Annotated in this window: 13 protein-coding genes; 12 read left to right on the plus strand and 1 reads right to left on the minus strand. The window is 60.0% G+C overall.

Features of this window, described 5'->3' with window-relative positions:
- From Q1W15_RS19800 to Q1W15_RS19820, 5 genes are all read left to right on the plus strand, one after another.
- Positions 1-287 (plus strand): glycosyltransferase (locus Q1W15_RS19800; protein WP_300731189.1); only part of this gene is annotated, 287 nt, incomplete at its 5' end.
- Entirely contained in the window at positions 287-1,093 is an 807-nt protein-coding gene (rfaP, locus tag Q1W15_RS19805; RefSeq protein WP_300731190.1) for a lipopolysaccharide core heptose(I) kinase RfaP, read from the plus strand. The genes Q1W15_RS19800 and rfaP, both read left to right, overlap by 1 nt.
- Entirely contained in the window at positions 1,093-1,827 is a 735-nt protein-coding gene (locus tag Q1W15_RS19810) for a lipopolysaccharide kinase InaA family protein (RefSeq protein WP_300731191.1), read from the plus strand. Before rfaP ends, Q1W15_RS19810 begins: the two co-directional genes overlap by 1 nt.
- A complete protein-coding gene (locus Q1W15_RS19815; protein ID WP_300731192.1) occupies positions 1,824-2,576 on the plus strand; it encodes a lipopolysaccharide kinase InaA family protein in 753 nt (250 codons plus the stop codon). Before Q1W15_RS19810 ends, Q1W15_RS19815 begins: the two co-directional genes overlap by 4 nt.
- The gene (locus Q1W15_RS19820; RefSeq protein ID WP_300731193.1) at positions 2,576-4,015 is read left to right on the plus strand and encodes a lipopolysaccharide kinase InaA family protein; all 1,440 of its coding nucleotides are present in this window, start codon (positions 2,576-2,578) and stop codon (positions 4,013-4,015) included. The genes Q1W15_RS19815 and Q1W15_RS19820 overlap by 1 nt, the downstream gene beginning before the upstream one ends.
- A 270-nt stretch (positions 4,016-4,285) precedes the next feature.
- Here the strand turns inward: Q1W15_RS19820 and Q1W15_RS19825 are convergent, their stop codons facing one another.
- Complete coding sequence (locus Q1W15_RS19825) at positions 4,286-6,397, minus strand: TonB-dependent receptor (RefSeq protein ID WP_300731194.1); 2,112 nt, start codon at positions 6,395-6,397, stop codon at positions 4,286-4,288.
- Positions 6,398-6,709: 312 nt separating this feature from the next.
- On the opposite strand from Q1W15_RS19825, the gene Q1W15_RS19830 reads away from it, so the two are divergent.
- From Q1W15_RS19830 to Q1W15_RS19860, 7 genes are all read left to right on the plus strand, one after another.
- Positions 6,710-8,467, plus strand: a complete 1,758-nt coding sequence (locus tag Q1W15_RS19830; protein WP_300731196.1) for a carbamoyltransferase — start codon at positions 6,710-6,712, stop codon at positions 8,465-8,467.
- Positions 8,451-9,581: a glycosyltransferase gene (locus tag Q1W15_RS19835; protein ID WP_300731198.1), complete on the plus strand. Its 1,131-nt coding sequence runs from the start codon at positions 8,451-8,453 to the stop codon at positions 9,579-9,581. The genes Q1W15_RS19830 and Q1W15_RS19835 overlap by 17 nt, the downstream gene beginning before the upstream one ends.
- Positions 9,581-10,477, plus strand: coding sequence for an antimicrobial resistance protein Mig-14 (locus Q1W15_RS19840; RefSeq protein ID WP_300731199.1), 897 nt, complete (start codon positions 9,581-9,583; stop codon positions 10,475-10,477). The genes Q1W15_RS19835 and Q1W15_RS19840 overlap by 1 nt, the downstream gene beginning before the upstream one ends.
- Positions 10,478-10,574: 97 nt before the next feature.
- A complete protein-coding gene (locus tag Q1W15_RS19845; protein ID WP_300731200.1) occupies positions 10,575-11,981 on the plus strand; it encodes a PIG-L deacetylase family protein in 1,407 nt (468 codons plus the stop codon).
- 60 nt (positions 11,982-12,041) lie between these two features.
- On the plus strand, positions 12,042-12,926 hold the full coding sequence (locus Q1W15_RS19850) for a DUF6625 family protein (RefSeq protein ID WP_300731201.1): 885 nt from the start codon (positions 12,042-12,044) through the stop codon (positions 12,924-12,926).
- Complete coding sequence (locus Q1W15_RS19855; RefSeq protein ID WP_300731203.1) at positions 12,923-14,074, plus strand: glycosyltransferase; 1,152 nt, start codon at positions 12,923-12,925, stop codon at positions 14,072-14,074. The genes Q1W15_RS19850 and Q1W15_RS19855 overlap by 4 nt, the downstream gene beginning before the upstream one ends.
- Positions 14,071-14,955, plus strand: a complete 885-nt coding sequence (locus tag Q1W15_RS19860) for a glycosyltransferase (protein WP_300731205.1) — start codon at positions 14,071-14,073, stop codon at positions 14,953-14,955. Before Q1W15_RS19855 ends, Q1W15_RS19860 begins: the two co-directional genes overlap by 4 nt.
- Positions 14,956-14,957 lie beyond the last annotated feature (2 nt).

The raw sequence follows: 14,957 nt of genomic DNA on the forward strand, positions 1-14,957 counted from the left end.
ACAACGAAAACACCGGCACCGTTCTGCTTGAAGCCTTGGTGGCGGGTTTGCCGGTATTGGTCAGCGCGGTGTGCGGCTATGCCCATTACATCAGCGACGCCGATGCGGGCCTGGTGCTGGACGAACCGTTCGAGCAGACACAACTCAATGACTATCTGACCCACATGTTGTCCGACGATGCTGCACGTGCGGCCTGGAGCCAAAATGGCCTGGCCTACGCGCAGACGGCCGACCTCTATAGCATGCCGCAGCATGCTGCGGATGTGATTCTGGCGGAGCAACACTGATGAAACTGATACTTGCCGAACCCTTCAAACGCTTGTGGGCTGGGCGCGATGCGTTCACCGAAGTCGAGCGTCTGCACGGCGAGGTGTACCGTGAGCTTGAAGGCCGACGGACCTTGCGCACCGAAGTCGATGGCCGTGGTTTCTTTGTGAAAATCCACCGTGGCATTGGCTGGGGTGAAGTGTTCAAGAACCTGCTGACCGCCAAATTGCCGGTGCTCGGTGCGGGCCAGGAATGGCGGGCGATAAACCGCCTGCATGAAGTGGGTGTGCCCACCATGACCGCCGTTGCCTACGGCGAAAAGGGCCACAACCCGGCGGCGCAGCACTCATTCATTATTACCGAAGAGCTGGCCCCGACCGTCAGCCTCGAAGACTTCAGCCTCAACTGGGTCAAAGAGCCACCGCTGCCCAGGCTCAAGCGAGCCCTGATCGCCGAAGTGGCGCGCATGACCGGCATGATGCACCGCGCGGGCGTCAACCACCGCGATTGCTACATCTGCCACTTTTTACTGCACACCGACAAGCCGGTGACGGCGGACCACTTCCGCCTCTCGGTGATCGACCTGCACCGCGCCCAGACCCGCGCCGTCATCAGCACACGCTGGCGCAACAAGGACCTGGCCGCGCTGTATTTCTCGGCGCTGGACATTGGCCTGACCCGGCGCGACAAACTGCGCTTCCTGCGCGGTTATTTCCAAAAGCCGTTGCGTCAGATCCTGCGTGATGAAGCCCATTTGCTGGCGTGGCTCGAAGGCAAGGCGAACAAACTGTACGCGCGCAAATTGCGTTACGGAGACGCACTCTAATGGCGGGTTGGAACCTGGACCCGGCCTACAGCGCGCTGGCTTCGGATTTTGGCACTCTGGATGCGGTGTTCGCTTTGCAAGGCGAACACCTGACGCGCGACCCCTTGTCGGAAGTCATTCGTGTCGAGCGCGGTGGCGTCAATTATTACGTCAAGCGCTACACCGGGGCCGGCAAAGGTTTGCGCCGCTACCTGGGCCGCCCACGGGTCAAGTCCGAATGGCAGAACCTCAAGCGCTTCGCCAAATGGGGCATTCCCACAGCAGAGGTGGTGGCGTGGGGCCTTGAGCGCCGCTGCCTGGCCTACGACCGCGGTGCCATGATCACCCGCGAACTGCCCGGTACCCGTGACTTGTCGGAGCTGGCGGACAACCATGATCCCTTGCTCAAAAACCGCGCCTGGGTCGATTGCGTCAGCCGCCAATTGGCGCGCTACACCAAAACCATGCACGACCACCGTTTCACCCATAACGACCTGAAGTGGCGCAACCTGCTGATCGACGATCAGCCCCGGCTGTATTTGATCGATTGCCCGAACGGTGATTTCTGGCGCGGTTTCTGGCTCAAATACCGCATCACCAAAGACTTGGCGTGCCTGGATAAAGTGGCCAAATACCACTTGTCGGCCACCCAGCGCCTGCGCTTTTATTTTCAATACACCGGACGCACCAGGCTTAACGCGGCGGACAAGGAACGTGTGCGCCATATCGTGCGTTTTTTTGAGGGACGGGAATGACTGACTACGTGGCCGAGGCTGACCGTGCCTTGCTGGAACGCAATGGGGTGGCGGATTTTGATGCGCTGTGGAACCTCAAGCTCGAAGCGGTGGACGAGCCCAACACCAGCCGTGGTGGCTGGAGTACGGTCTTTCGCCTGGACCTTGAGGGCCAGGGTTTCTACCTCAAGCGCCAAAGCAACTACCTGACTCGCACGTTGCACAGCCCGTTGGGCGAGCCGAGTTTTGCTCGCGAATTTCGCAATATCCAGCGCTATCAGCAGTTGGGTATTCCAGCCCTCGACGCGGCGTTTTATGGGGAACGCAAGGTGCCAGGTGAGCGCCGGGCGGTGTTGATGACGCGGGCCCTGGATGGCTGGAGCGATCTCGACACGCTGCTGGAGCAATGGCCGCAACTGACCGGCGAGCAACAGCAGGCCATTTTGCAGGCCTGCGGGCAACTGGCGCGACGCCTGCACGCGGTGCGTCAGGTTCACGGCTGTTTCTACCCCAAACACATCTTTTTACAAGCGCACGGTGCCCAGTACCGGGCGCAACTGATCGACCTGGAAAAAACCCGGCCTTTGTTGTTGGGGCAGCGTGACCGGGTCAAGGACATTGAGCCGTTACTGCGCCGGGCGTCGGTGTGGAGTGATGCAGAAGTGCGCGCGTTGCTGGCGGCTTACCTTGATCAACCGGTCGACAGCGGCCTGGTCGACGCCTGGTTCGTGCGTCTGAATTCGCGCCGTAGCCACAAGGAGAAACGCTGATGCGCTTGTCCGAACTGCAAAAGGCCGGGCGCACGCCGGGCTTGCCGTTGAGCCTTGAACTGGCAGACGCCGCCGGGCCTGCGCAGTTGCAACTGCTGACCTTGCTGCGCGTATTGCCGGGCCAGCGTTATGTGGGCGCAGGCGTATGGCGGGGGCGCACGGTGCTGGCCAAGTTGATGGTGGGCAGCAAGGCCGCGCGCAACTTTGAGCGTGAGTTGACCGGCGTACGTCTGTTGGCGGAACAGGGCCTGACCACGCCGTTGCTGCTGGCCGATGGTTTGCAAGACGGGGAGGGCGGCTGGTTGCTGTTCGAGTTTCTGGAAGACGCGCACAGCCTGGATGAAGCCTGGAAGGCCGTTGAGCACCTGCCCGTGCTGGCAGACGAACAGCAAGCGGTCTTGGCCGAGGCCCTGGCCGCGATTGGCCAGATGCACCTCAAAGGCCTGTGGCAGGAAGACCTGCACCTGGACAACTTGTTGCGCCAGAACGGCCACCTGTACTTGATCGATGGCGCGGGGATTTGCGTCGAACAGGCTGGCAAGCCGTTGTCTCGGGACAAAGTGCTGGAAAACCTCGGGGTGTTTTTTGCGCAATTGCCCAAAACCCTTGAGCCGTTTATTGAAGAATTGCTGGTGCATTACCTGCTGAGCAACGGCGAACACGCCTTGCCGCTGGAGGCGCTGCTCAAGCAGATCGAAAAAGTCCGGGCCTGGCGCTTGAACGACTTCCTCAACAAAACCGGCCGCGACTGCACTTTGTTCAGCGTGCAGCGTGGGGCGTTTGCCTTGCGTGCCGTGCGCCGCGAAGAAACCGCCGCCCTGTTGCCCGTGCTGGCCAATGCCGATGCCTTGCTCGACCAGGGGCACCTGTACAAGACCGGCGGCGCGGCAAGCGTGGGCAAGGTGGACGTGGCGGGGCGCACATTGGTGGTCAAACGCTACAACATCAAGGGCTTTGCCCATTGGCTCAAGCGTTTTTGGCGGCCCAGCCGGGCCTGGCATTCGTGGCGCGAAGGCAATCGCCTGGCGTTCCTCGGCATTGCCACGCCCAAGCCGTTGGCCCTGTTGGAAACCCGCTTTCTGGGGCTGCGGGGCAAGGCGTACTTGGTCACCGAATACCTGCCGGGGCCGGACATCATCGAGCGTTTTGCGCCCTACGTTGCCCAAGGCGACGCGCCCGAGGCCGAGTTACAGGCGCTGGACCGGTTGTTTGCCGACTTGATTCGCGAACGCATCAGCCACGGTGACCTGAAGGGGCATAACGTGTTCTGGGCCGACGGGCGCTGGGCGCTGATTGACCTGGACTCCATGTGCCAGCACCGTTCAAACACCCGCTTTGCCCCGGCCTACGCCCGTGACCGGGCGCGCTTTATGCGCAACTGGCCGGCGACCAGCGCGCTGTATCAAGTGATTGATGAGCGTTTGCCGAAAGAGGTGTAATCCAACCCCTGTAGGAGAGGTCGCCCCGTCTTCGGCGCCGCGCTGTCGCGCAAAGAACTGGGGCGCACTTCATTAAACTGTAGGAGCGAGCTTGCTCGCGATCTTTTGACCTTTAAAAGCTTTATAACGCCGCGCTGTTGTTCAGCAATCCTATCCATTGCTGCGGTCACGGCCACTTAAGGTTCCGGCTTTACGCCGTGTTACTTTGATGATCAAAAACCAGATCAAAAGATCACGAGCAAGCTCGTTCCTACAGTGTGGTTTTGCGACTTAGAAGTTGTACTCAACCCCCGCGCCCGCATACCACGAGCGGCCCGGGGCGGCTTCGTAGTAGCGGCTGCTGCTGTCGGCCACGATCACCGAGCCCACGTACTGGCGGTCCAGCAGGTTGTCCAGGCGTAAGGTCTGGTGGAAGGTCCAGTGTTCGATCTTCTGTTCAAACTTTGCCCGCCAGTTGAACACGCTGTACGCCGGTGCCGCTCTGGCGGTGTTGGTGTCTTCCACGTAGACCTTGCTACGGTACATGCCTTCAAGGGCAGTGCTGACCCAGTCGGCCGGCTTCCAGTTAACTTCCGCGAACAGCGTGGTTTGCGGCACGCCCGGCAGGTCGTTGCCTTTGTCCACGTTTTTGCGGTTAGTGCCGCTGCCGCTGACAAAGTTACTGTCATAGGTGGCCTGTAGGCGGGTGTAGGCCAGGGTGGCGGTCCAGTGTTCGGCCAACTGGCTTTCGACGCCCAGTTCAAAGCCACGGCGCAAGGTGCGGCCGGCGTTTTGGTAGGTGGTGCGGCCGCCATCATTGCCAGCGACCACCAGTTCATCTTCCGTGGTGATCTGAAACACCGCCGCGTTGATGCGCGTGTTGTACACCTGCGCTTTGAGGCCCACTTCATATTGCGTGCTTTCAGCAGGTTTCAGGCCAAAGTTGAAACCCTTGCCACTAGGCGAATACGCCAGTTCGGCCTGGGTCGGTGTTTCAAAGCCTTTGCCCGCGCTGGCATAACCATGCAGTTCGGGGGTGAAGGCGTACATCACGCTGACCGTCGGGGTGGCTTTCTCGTAGCGCTTGGTGCCGCTGTCGTCGCCATTGCTCAAAAATTGATCGTGGACGTCCATTTCCATCGTGCTGTAGCGCAGGCCTGCCTGCACGGTCCAGTCGTCGATGGCCCAGTTGGCTTGAACATAGGGGTCGAGGCTGCGGGCGGTGTCGATTTCGTCACGCACCAAAGCCCCTTTAACCCCCAGCTCATTGCCAATAAAGTTGTTATAACCGTGGCGGCTATCGCGGCTTTGGTCGAAATCCAGCCCGCCGATCAAGGTCAGGTCACCCGGTACGCCATACACCGGTTGCAGCCAGCGCAGGCTACCGCCATAAAATGTGCGGTCGAATTGCACCACGCCACCGCCCTGGTTGTTGCTGGGGTTTGGCCTTGGAGGGTTTCCGACAGATTTGGGAATCGACAAGTACTGGATCACGCTGCGGGTGCCGGTGTAGGCATTGACCTGCAAGGTCGCATCGCCGATATAACGCTCGTAGTTCAAGCCCACCTGTTGATGGTCAATGCTTTTGCGCGTGTTGTAAGCCAGCGCGGCCGGCGCAACCGAGCGCGGATCAGCCTTGTAAGCGCTCCAGGTCTGGCCCAAAGGGTCTTGAGTGCCGTTTTGTTCAAGGCTGCTGTAGATCAGCGCCATTTTGCTGTCTTCGTCGGGCTTGAAGTTGAGCTTGGCGAAGGTCTGGTCGCGGCGTGCGGCGCTGTGGTCGCGGTAGCCGTCGGTGTCCAGGCGCGAAGCGTCGAGCACAAAGCCCACGTCATCGGTGGCCCCTTCAGCGGTGAGGTGGTTCTTGTTCAGGCCATCGCTGCCGATCAGGGTTTCGGCCCCTATGCGCGGCGGGCCTTCGCCGTCGCGGGAGAACATTTGAATCACCCCGCCCGCATTGCTGCCGTACAGGGTGGCGGCCGGGCCGCGCAGTACTTCAATGCGCTCGGCGGTGTCGAGGTTGAAGGTGGCCGCCTGGCCCTGGCCATCCGGGGTGCTGGCCGGAATGCCGTCGGCAATCAGCTTGATGCCGCGCACCCCAAAGGCGGAACGCGCCCCAAAGCCGCGAGACGAAATTTGCAGATCCTGCGCGTAGTTCTGGCGGTTCTGCACCACCAGCCCCGGCACGCGGGACAACACTTCGCTGGCATTAATGCCCAGTTGGCCATCGCTGATCTGCTGCTGGTTGATGCTGTCTACCGAATACGGCACATCAAAACTCGGGCTGGCGCTGCGCGAGCCGGTGATAACGCTGGGGTCGAGTTCCAGCGGTTCGGCCAGCGCGGTGTGCGCCAAGCAAAGACCTGGTAGCAAAAGGGCAAAACGGGCGGGTACAAAAAAATTCATGGGGGATTTCAGGGTTCCGTGTGAAGCGACCCGTCTGGGCGACGAGTATCAGGCTAGCAGAGGGTGGGCAGTTTAGCGGGGTAAGCGCGTTCATACGAAAAAACAGGAAGCCTTAGGCCGTTATTTGAAACGGTCGGGTGTCAGGTTGTGATGTCTTTCAGGTGTCAAAGTGATGACCTACCCACTCGCGCTGGGTCATTCCCGTGTGCTTTACGCTATAATCCCGCCCTTTAGTTGTTTCTGTGCGTTGCGCGCAGTACACCCTTTTTTCAGGCGCCTGCCGCCTGCCTGCATTCTAACGAGGCACAACCTGTGGCATTGACGATTCTTGGCCTGTCCGGCGCCCTTAGCCATGATCCCTCGGCAGCCCTCTATATCGACGGCAAGCTGATAGCAGCGGCCGAAGAAGAGCGCTTCGTTCGCGATAAGCATGCAAAGAACCGCATGCCCTACGAATCGGCAAAATTCTGTCTTGAACAGGCCGGTATCAAACCTTCTGACGTTGACGTGGTGGCGATCCCTTTCGCGCCGATCAGCTTGTTCGGCAAGGCCCGCTGGCATTACGCCAAGCGTTATTGGTACGCACCGGACCGCGCCCTTGACGCGATCCTGATGGGCAACCGTCGCTACAAGCGCTATCGCAATAAAATCGTGTTCTGCCTTGAGCAACTGGGCTTCGACCCGAAGAAAATCAAGATCGAACCGGTCGAGCACCACTTGGCTCACGCCTCCAGCGCTTACCACTGCTCGGGTTTCAAAGAGAAAACCGCGATCCTGGGCATCGATGGCAAGGGCGAGTACGCCACCACCTTCTTTGGCTATGGCGAAAACGGCAAGATCACCAAGATCAAGGAATTCTTCGACCCGGATTCCCTGGGCGGCCTGTACGGCGCGATCACCGAATTCCTCGGTTTCGAGATGCTCGACGGTGAGTTCAAGGTCATGGGCATGGCCCCGTACGGCGATGCCAGCAAGTACGACTTCTCGCGCCTGGCCTCGTTTGAAAACGGCGAACTGGTGATCAACACCGAATACGCCAACGTCATCGGCCTGCGCCGTTACAAAGAAAAGGGCAAGGGGTTCTACTTCTCGCCAAAACTGATCGAGTGGCTGGGGCCCAAGCGTGAAGGCGACATCGCCGATGAACCTTACATCCACTATGCGGCCAGCATGCAGGCGCTGTTTGAAAAACTGTCGCTGCAAATGATCGATTACTACCTGGGCGATATCCTCAAGGAAACCGGCAAGATTGCCTTCGCGGGCGGCTGTGCGTTGAACGTGAAGCTGAACCAGAAAATCATCGCCCGCCCAGAGGTGAAAGAGCTGTTCGTGCAACCGGCGTCCGGCGATGCCGGTACCGCGGTGGGCGCGGCGGCGTATGTGTCCCATGCGCGCGGCGTGCCGGTCGAGAAGATGGAACACGTGTACCTGGGCCCTGCGTACAGCAACGAAGACGTGATTGCCGCCTGCGCTCGTCACCCGGGCAAGCCGGCGTACCGCAAGATCCAGAACACCCCGGAAAACATCGCCAAAATCATGGTCGACGGCAACCCGGTGGCCTGGTTCCAGGGCCGCATGGAGTTTGGTCCGCGTGCCTTGGGCGGTCGTTCGATCATCGGTTGCCCGAGCAGCGAAGGCGTGGCAGACCGCATCAACGAACAGATCAAGTTCCGCGAGCGCTGGAGGCCGTTCTGCCCGTCGATGCTCGACACCGTTGGCCCACAGATGATCAAGGTCGACCACCCGGCGCCCTTCATGACCTTCACCTTTGAAGTGGCTGAAGAGTGGAAAACCCGCGTGCCAGAGGTTGTGCATGAAGACGGCACCTCCCGTGCCCAGGTGCTCAAGCGCGAATTCAACCCGCGCTACTACGACATGATGAAAGCGCTGGAAGTGCTGACCGGCAACGGCGTGTCACTGAACACCTCGCTCAACCGCCGTGGCGAGCCGATGGTGTGTTCACCCACCGACGCGCTGAACATGTTCTTCGGCTCGGACCTGCAGTACCTGATCATGGAAGACATTCTGGTCGTCAAAGAAGGCGCGCCTGCGTATGAATCGCTCATCTGAGCGCCATGTGCTGCAGTTCTGCCACGGCTATGACGGGCCGTTTCTGGACTGTGCCCGCCAGTACGCCAGCCTGTTTGCGGGCAGCGGGTACAAGGTCACCACGGTCTTTTTGACCGGGGCGGCCGACCCCGAAGTCGCCGCCGGCTGCGCGTCCGATGAAGTGCTGTTTATGGAATTCAGCTCCAGGGCCATTCGTGGCCTGAAGCTGGGGGCCATCGCCAGCTTGCGTAAAATCGCCGCGTCGCGCCGTTTCAGTTTCTGCATTGCCCATCGCTTCAAACCGATTTATATCGCCCTGTTGGCCACCGATTTGCCGGTGATCGGCGTGCATCACGCCTTTGGGGATTACCAGCGACGCAGCCGCAAACTGTTTGCTCACCTGTTTCGCAAGCGCTTGAGCCTGCTCGGCGTGTCGGATGCGGTGCGTGATGACCTGCGCAAGAGCCTGCCCAAATGGCCGGCCGGGCGCATCAGCACGCTCTACAACCGCATCGATGTGGACGCCGTGCAAGCCAGCCAACTGCCGGGCACCCAGGCGCGTGAAGCGTTGGGCTTGTCGGTCGATGGCTTTATTGTCGGCAATGTCGGGCGCCTGCACCCGGACAAAGACCAGACCACGCTGATTCAAGGCTTTGCCAAGGCGCTGCCAGGCCTGCCGGCGGACAGCCAGTTGGTGATCATGGGCAAGGGCCGTCTGGAGCAGGCGCTCAAGGACCTGGCCCATGAACTGGGGGTGGCCGAGCAGGTGATTTTCCTCGGTCAGGTACCCGACGCGCGGCGTTACTTCCGGGCCTTTGATGTGTTTGCCCTGAGTTCTGACCACGAGCCGTTCGGCATGGTGTTGTTGGAGGCCATGGCCGCTGGCGTACCGTTGCTGGCGACCGCGTGTGGCGGGGCCAAGGAAGTGGTCGAAGGGGTGGGCATTCTGTTTCCGCTGGGCGATGCCGAGCATCTGGCCCAAGGCCTGCAACATTTATCGAAGTTGGATGATAACCAGCGCCTGGCCTGTGCCGAGTTGATGCTGGCGCGTCTGCATGAGCGGTTCAGCGACGAAGCGGTGCATGCAACCTTTTGGCAGTTGCCGCCAGTCACCGACCTGACGGCGGAGCGCTAATGTTTAATCGATTTCAACGCGTTCGTGAACGCGGCTGGAGCGTGGTGGACGCCGGCGTTTACGCCGACGCCTGGCAGCGTTTTGGCGGCAGCGTGGCCACCCACCCGCAGGTGATCGAGCGGCTGGCGCAGTTGGCGGATATCCCGGTGCGCTATTTGGCCTGGGAGCAAAACGGTGAGGTAAAAGCCGCGATTCCCACTTGGGGGCGCGACCTGGCCTTGTCCAAGGATGTGCTCAAGCGCCACGGCAAAAAGGGCCTGTTTGACCTCGGCAACGCCGAAATCATTCTGCCCGCCGCCGAAGGGGCTCAGGTGCCCTTGCGGCATCGTGGGCGCTACTTGTCGCAGCTCAATGAGGGGCGTTTCAGCACACTGCTCCCGCAAACCGAACAGTTGGCGATGGCCCGCACGCCGGAAGAGCTGTCGAAGAAGTTTCGCTATAACCAGCGCCGCGAGCTGCGATTGCTGGAAGAGGCGGGCGGCGTTGTAAAGCCGGTAGCGGAGCTGAGCAGCGTTGAACTGGCCGCCATCTACTGCGATCTGTTCTTGCGCCGTTGGGGGTTTGTCGCCACGGGTGCGGAGCGCATGGCGGACGTGGTTGAGGTGTTGCGCGAGTTTCTGATCGGTTCGGTGATCTACCTTAACGGTGCGCCGATTGCGATTCAATTGGTGTACCGAGTTGAATCACCGCAGTGGGTCAGCGTCGAATACGTCAATGGCGGCGTCGATCCTGAAACGCGGGCGTTCAGCCCAGGTAGCGTGCTGAGCTTCCTGAATACGCAGTCGGCCTGGGAGCACGCTCGCAGCGTCAACAAGCCTCTGCGTTTCTCATTCGGCCGCGCCGACCGTGAATACAAAGAGCGCTGGTGCAACCCGGTGCCGGTGTTTAAAACGTAAATGATCTGTCGTAGGAGCGAGCTTGCTCGCGATCTTTTAAAAGATAAAAAGATCGCTAGCAAACGCGCTTCTACGCAGAACTGCATAGAGTCCGCCCATGAGCCGCAAGCAGCAACTCCTCAAGCGTCACCGGCGCAACAAACGGATGGGCTTGTTGATTAGCCTGATCGCCCTGATTGCCTGCGGCGTGCTGGTGGCCTGGTGGCTGCCCGTCGTATTGGCGTTGCTGGGCTGGATCGCCCATGAAGCGTGGCTGGCCGACCATCTGTTTTACGCCGCCCAGGACGACTATCGCTACACCTTTCCCGCTGACAGCCAGCGCCCGGCCGTTCGCTTTGACGGTGATCGCCTGGTGGCGGAACAACCGCTGAACCTGCTGGGTGATGAAACCCTGATCGTGGCCCTGAAGGTCAAAAGTAGCTGGCTGGGCCGGTTCTTCGATCCGTGTGTGCAGATCGTCGGCGAAACCGTTGACACGCAAACCTTCGAGCGTGGGGTCAATGGGCTGCGTTACCTGAACCTGACCGGCAACGCCCGTGCGTTGGCTGCGGGCGACGTGCGCCTTCGCGGTCGTTTTTGCCGTGTGCAGGGGCAGCCCGCTCTTTGGGCATTTCGTCAGCCGGACGTACGCGATCAGCGTGTAATGGTGATCGCCCCGCACGCCGACGATGCTGAATTAGCCGCATTCGGCGTGTACAGCACGGCCAAAGAGGCCTGGATCGTGACCCTGACCGCCGGTGAAATCGAAGCGCAACACTATCAGCAGATGGGCCTTGAACGAGCCGAAGCGGCCCGCATGAAAGGCCGCCTGCGTGCATGGGACAGCATCACCGTGCCCCGTTGGGCGGGTGTGCCGCAGGAGCAGTGTGCGCAACTGGGTTACTTCTGCCTGCAGTTGCCCGCGATGCAGGCCGCGCCCGATCAGCCGATGGCCTCCCGTGAGGCGGACTTGAGCGATACCCGCCTGTTTCGTCAATTCAATACGTTCGCGTTGCCGGGTGATGAAGACGGTGCGCCGACCTGGAATAACCTGCTGGCCGACCTGCGAGCCGTGATCTTGCGGGCCCGCCCCGAAGTGATTGTACTGCCGCACCCGTCCATTGACCCGCACCCGGACCATATCTGCGCTCACGATGCGGTGATGGAAGCACTGAACGGCCTGGCCTGGCAGCCGTCAGTCGTGCTCGGCTATGCCAACCACCTGCATGACAATGACCGCTGGCCCATGGGCGACAGTGGTGACGGCATCACATTGCCGCCGGTATTTGACGCCACCCAGGTGTTAGAGCCGTGCTGCCTGGAATTGACCTTGGGCCAGCAACGTGACAAAGCCATGGCGCTGGGCATGATGCATGACCTGCAACCCCGTGCTGCGCTTAAGCGCCGGTTGCGGCGTGCGATTCAGCAGTGTTTGGCCAGCCGAAAACCATCGCCTTACGGTGAGAACGAGTTCTTTCGTAAAGCGGTACGGCGGCATGAGTTGTTCTGGGTACTTAAAAAATAAAAACAGTGAATCAGGGGCCTTGCGTGGGCCCTTATCTTGACCATTACATTGAGCGCCCTCGTGATGAAAGCATCGCCGCGTATTTTGTTTCTCATGCCGTACTTCGGCCAATGGCCGTTCTGGATGCCGTTTTATCTGGAAACCTGCCGGCGTAACCCGGACATTGACTGGCTCTTTTTCAGCGACTGTGGGGTACCTGAAGATCTGCCGGCCAACGTGACCGTTGAGAGCATGAGCTTTGAGGACTATTGCCGCCTGGTGTCAGAGCGCCTGAACATCAACTTTGCGCCCAAAGCGGCCTATAAGTTATGTGACATACGTCCTGCCATGGGGCATATCCATGAAGATCGCCTGCAAGGCTACGATTTTTGGGCGTTTGGTGACATTGATCTGCTCTATGGTGATCTTCGTCGCTACTTCACTGCAGAGCGCCTGGCCCGCTATGATTTTTTCTCGACCCACGAGCGTCGCGTTGCCGGGCACCTGTGCCTGATTCGCAACACGCGCCGTCAACGAGATTTGTACCTGAAAATCAGCCATTGGAAGGAACGCTTCACTGACCAAAAGCACCATGCGCTGGATGAGGGGGCTTTTACTCGGTTGTTTCTGTGGCGCAAGAACTTCCCCAGACCGCTGTTCAAGCTGGTGGGCAAGTTCAACCCGCTTAGACGGGCCAGCGACTTCACTGAAGCTTTCAGTACGCCAGGAGGCTGCATCAAGTGGCACGACGGCACTGACAACTTCCCGAGCGTGTGGTACTTCAAGCAAGGCGAACTCACGAACAACCGGGACGGGGCCCGCACCTTTGCGTATTTCCACTTTGTGTGCTGGAAACGTAATGAATGGGCGGCCCTGCCCACACCAGACCCCGAGGCGATTCGGCGTCTGGCTGCCGAGCCCGCCTGGGTGATTGATGCCAACGGATTCCACCGGGGAGAGTTATGACGCGTTCCAAGGTTCTGCAGTTGCAGCCCGATTACAACGTCAAGTCCCACGACTTTGCCGACTTGGCTGAACAAATCGTGCGGGCGTTGCCCCGCGAGCGTTACGAGATAACGGCGGCCTTTCTGCGCGGTCGCCCGGGGCCGGGAGAGCCGGTGAGCAAGGCTGATCATTCGGTGTATTTCGAGTTCAGCGACAAGTCGCTCAAAGGCATGCGTTTGCGTGCCATGTGGGCGCTCTACAAGTTCTGCCGTAAAGAGCAGTTCGATGTGGTGATCTGTAATCGTTTCAAGCCAGTCAATATGATGTTGCAGCTTAACCGCTGGTTGAAGATTCCGTTGTGCATCGGCATCTCCCATGGCTTTGGCGAGTACGACCGGTTGTACCGCCGTAGCCAGGCCAAGCGCCTGATCACCAAGGCCTGGCGGTTTGTCGGCGTGTCGCCGGCGGTTAAGCAGTACCTGCTGGATTGCCAATGCGGCTTTACCGACCAGAACACCTACGCAATTACCAACGCCATCGACATCGAGCAGGCTGAAGCCCTGCAGCTTTCGCGCGCGCAAGCCCGTGAAAAACTGGGCCTTGAGCCGCAGGCGCGGATGGTCGGCGCGCTGGGCCGCCTGGTGCCGATCAAAGGCCACCGCTTTTTGCTGCAAGCGTTTGCAGCGCTCAAAGACAAGTACCCCAATGCCCAGTTGGCGATCATCGGTGCGGGCCGCGAAGAGTCGCGCCTGCGTGAACAGATCGAGCAGCTGGGGCTAACAGGCCGCGCTCATTTGCTGGGGTTTCAGGAGAATGCGCTGCAATACGTGCGCGCCTTCGACATCTGGACCATGCCGTCGCTGGCCGAAGGCCTGGGCCTGGCGTTGCTGGAAGGCATGAGCGGCCATTTGCCGGTGATCGCAACGGATGTACCGGCGATGTTGCCGCTGATCGAAGGGGCCGGCGGGCTGGCAGTGAAACCGAGTGATGTGGCCACGCTGACCGCTGCGCTGGATGAATACCTGGGCCTGTCGGATGAAGCCTTGCACGCCAAGGGCGAGCAGGCCTACCGCTACCTGCAGGAGCACCATGATATTGAGGTGTTCCGCCAGCAATACCTGGATTTGATTGACTCGGGCCTCAGCCAGGCCCGCAAGGAAGCCCCATGACAGACCCCCAACCGTTGGTGACGGTGATCATCGCCTCGTACAACCACGGCCCGTATATCGAACAAAGCATCCAGAGCGTACTGGACCAGACCTACCCGAACATTGAGTTGTTGGTCGTGGATGATGGCTCGCCGGATGACAGCGTTGAGCGTATCCAGCGGTTGCAGGCCGCCCACGGCTTTGATTTTCGGGTGCAACAGAACCAGGGGCTGACCAACACGCTCAATGGTGCCATTGCCCGTGCCAAAGGTTCGCTGATTGTGCCTTTCGGCTCGGATGACATCATGAAGCCGGATCGGATTGCGGTTCAGGTGGCGTACATGGACGGCAAGCCCGAGGTCGGGATTTGCGCCGGCAACATTGAGCTGATCGACGCCGAGGGCAAGCTGTTTCCTGAAAAGCGCCAACGCCGCGATGTGCCGTTCCGCCGCCTGGACTTTGATGACATGTTCCTGGAACGCAAACCCTATCCGCCGGCGACCACCCTGATGATTCGCCGCGAAGCGCTGGAGAAAGTCGGTGGTTTCGACCCGAACATCCGCCTTGAAGACCTGTATATCGAGCTGAAGATCACCCATGCGGGCTACTTTATCGATGGCTTGAACGTGGTGATGGCGCAGTACCGCAAGCACGCCACCAACTCGTACAAAAACCACCGGTTTATGATCGACAGCATCTTGCGCATCTATGCGTTGTTCAGCGATCACCCGCTGTACGACGAGGTGCGCTACAAGTTCCTGAATTCCATGTTCCTGAAAACAGCCAACCGCAACCGTGAGCTGGCGCGTGAACTGCTGGCCCAGATCCCGTTCAAGCAGTGGACGGGCAAGACCTGGCGTGGGCTGGGGCGGTTGTACTTTTCGCCCCTGGAAAAGAACTGAGC

Origin of the sequence: Pseudomonas sp., assembly GCF_030150285.1 — a bacterium.
Taxonomy (GTDB): Bacteria; Pseudomonadota; Gammaproteobacteria; order Pseudomonadales; family Pseudomonadaceae; genus Aquipseudomonas.

Coding starts and splice junctions, on each gene's coding strand:
- rfaP (WP_300731190.1), top strand. CDS start 287: ATGAAACTGATACTTGCCGAACCCTTCAAACGCTTGTGGGCTGGGCGC.
- Q1W15_RS19810 (WP_300731191.1), top strand. CDS start 1,093: ATGGCGGGTTGGAACCTGGACCCGGCCTACAGCGCGCTGGCTTCGGAT.
- Q1W15_RS19815 (WP_300731192.1), top strand. CDS start 1,824: ATGACTGACTACGTGGCCGAGGCTGACCGTGCCTTGCTGGAACGCAAT.
- Q1W15_RS19820 (WP_300731193.1), top strand. CDS start 2,576: ATGCGCTTGTCCGAACTGCAAAAGGCCGGGCGCACGCCGGGCTTGCCG.
- Q1W15_RS19825 (WP_300731194.1), bottom strand. CDS start 6,397: ATGAATTTTTTTGTACCCGCCCGTTTTGCCCTTTTGCTACCAGGTCTT.
- Q1W15_RS19835 (WP_300731198.1), top strand. CDS start 8,451: ATGAATCGCTCATCTGAGCGCCATGTGCTGCAGTTCTGCCACGGCTAT.
- Q1W15_RS19840 (WP_300731199.1), top strand. CDS start 9,581: ATGTTTAATCGATTTCAACGCGTTCGTGAACGCGGCTGGAGCGTGGTG.
- Q1W15_RS19845 (WP_300731200.1), top strand. CDS start 10,575: ATGAGCCGCAAGCAGCAACTCCTCAAGCGTCACCGGCGCAACAAACGG.
- Q1W15_RS19855 (WP_300731203.1), top strand. CDS start 12,923: ATGACGCGTTCCAAGGTTCTGCAGTTGCAGCCCGATTACAACGTCAAG.
- Q1W15_RS19860 (WP_300731205.1), top strand. CDS start 14,071: ATGACAGACCCCCAACCGTTGGTGACGGTGATCATCGCCTCGTACAAC.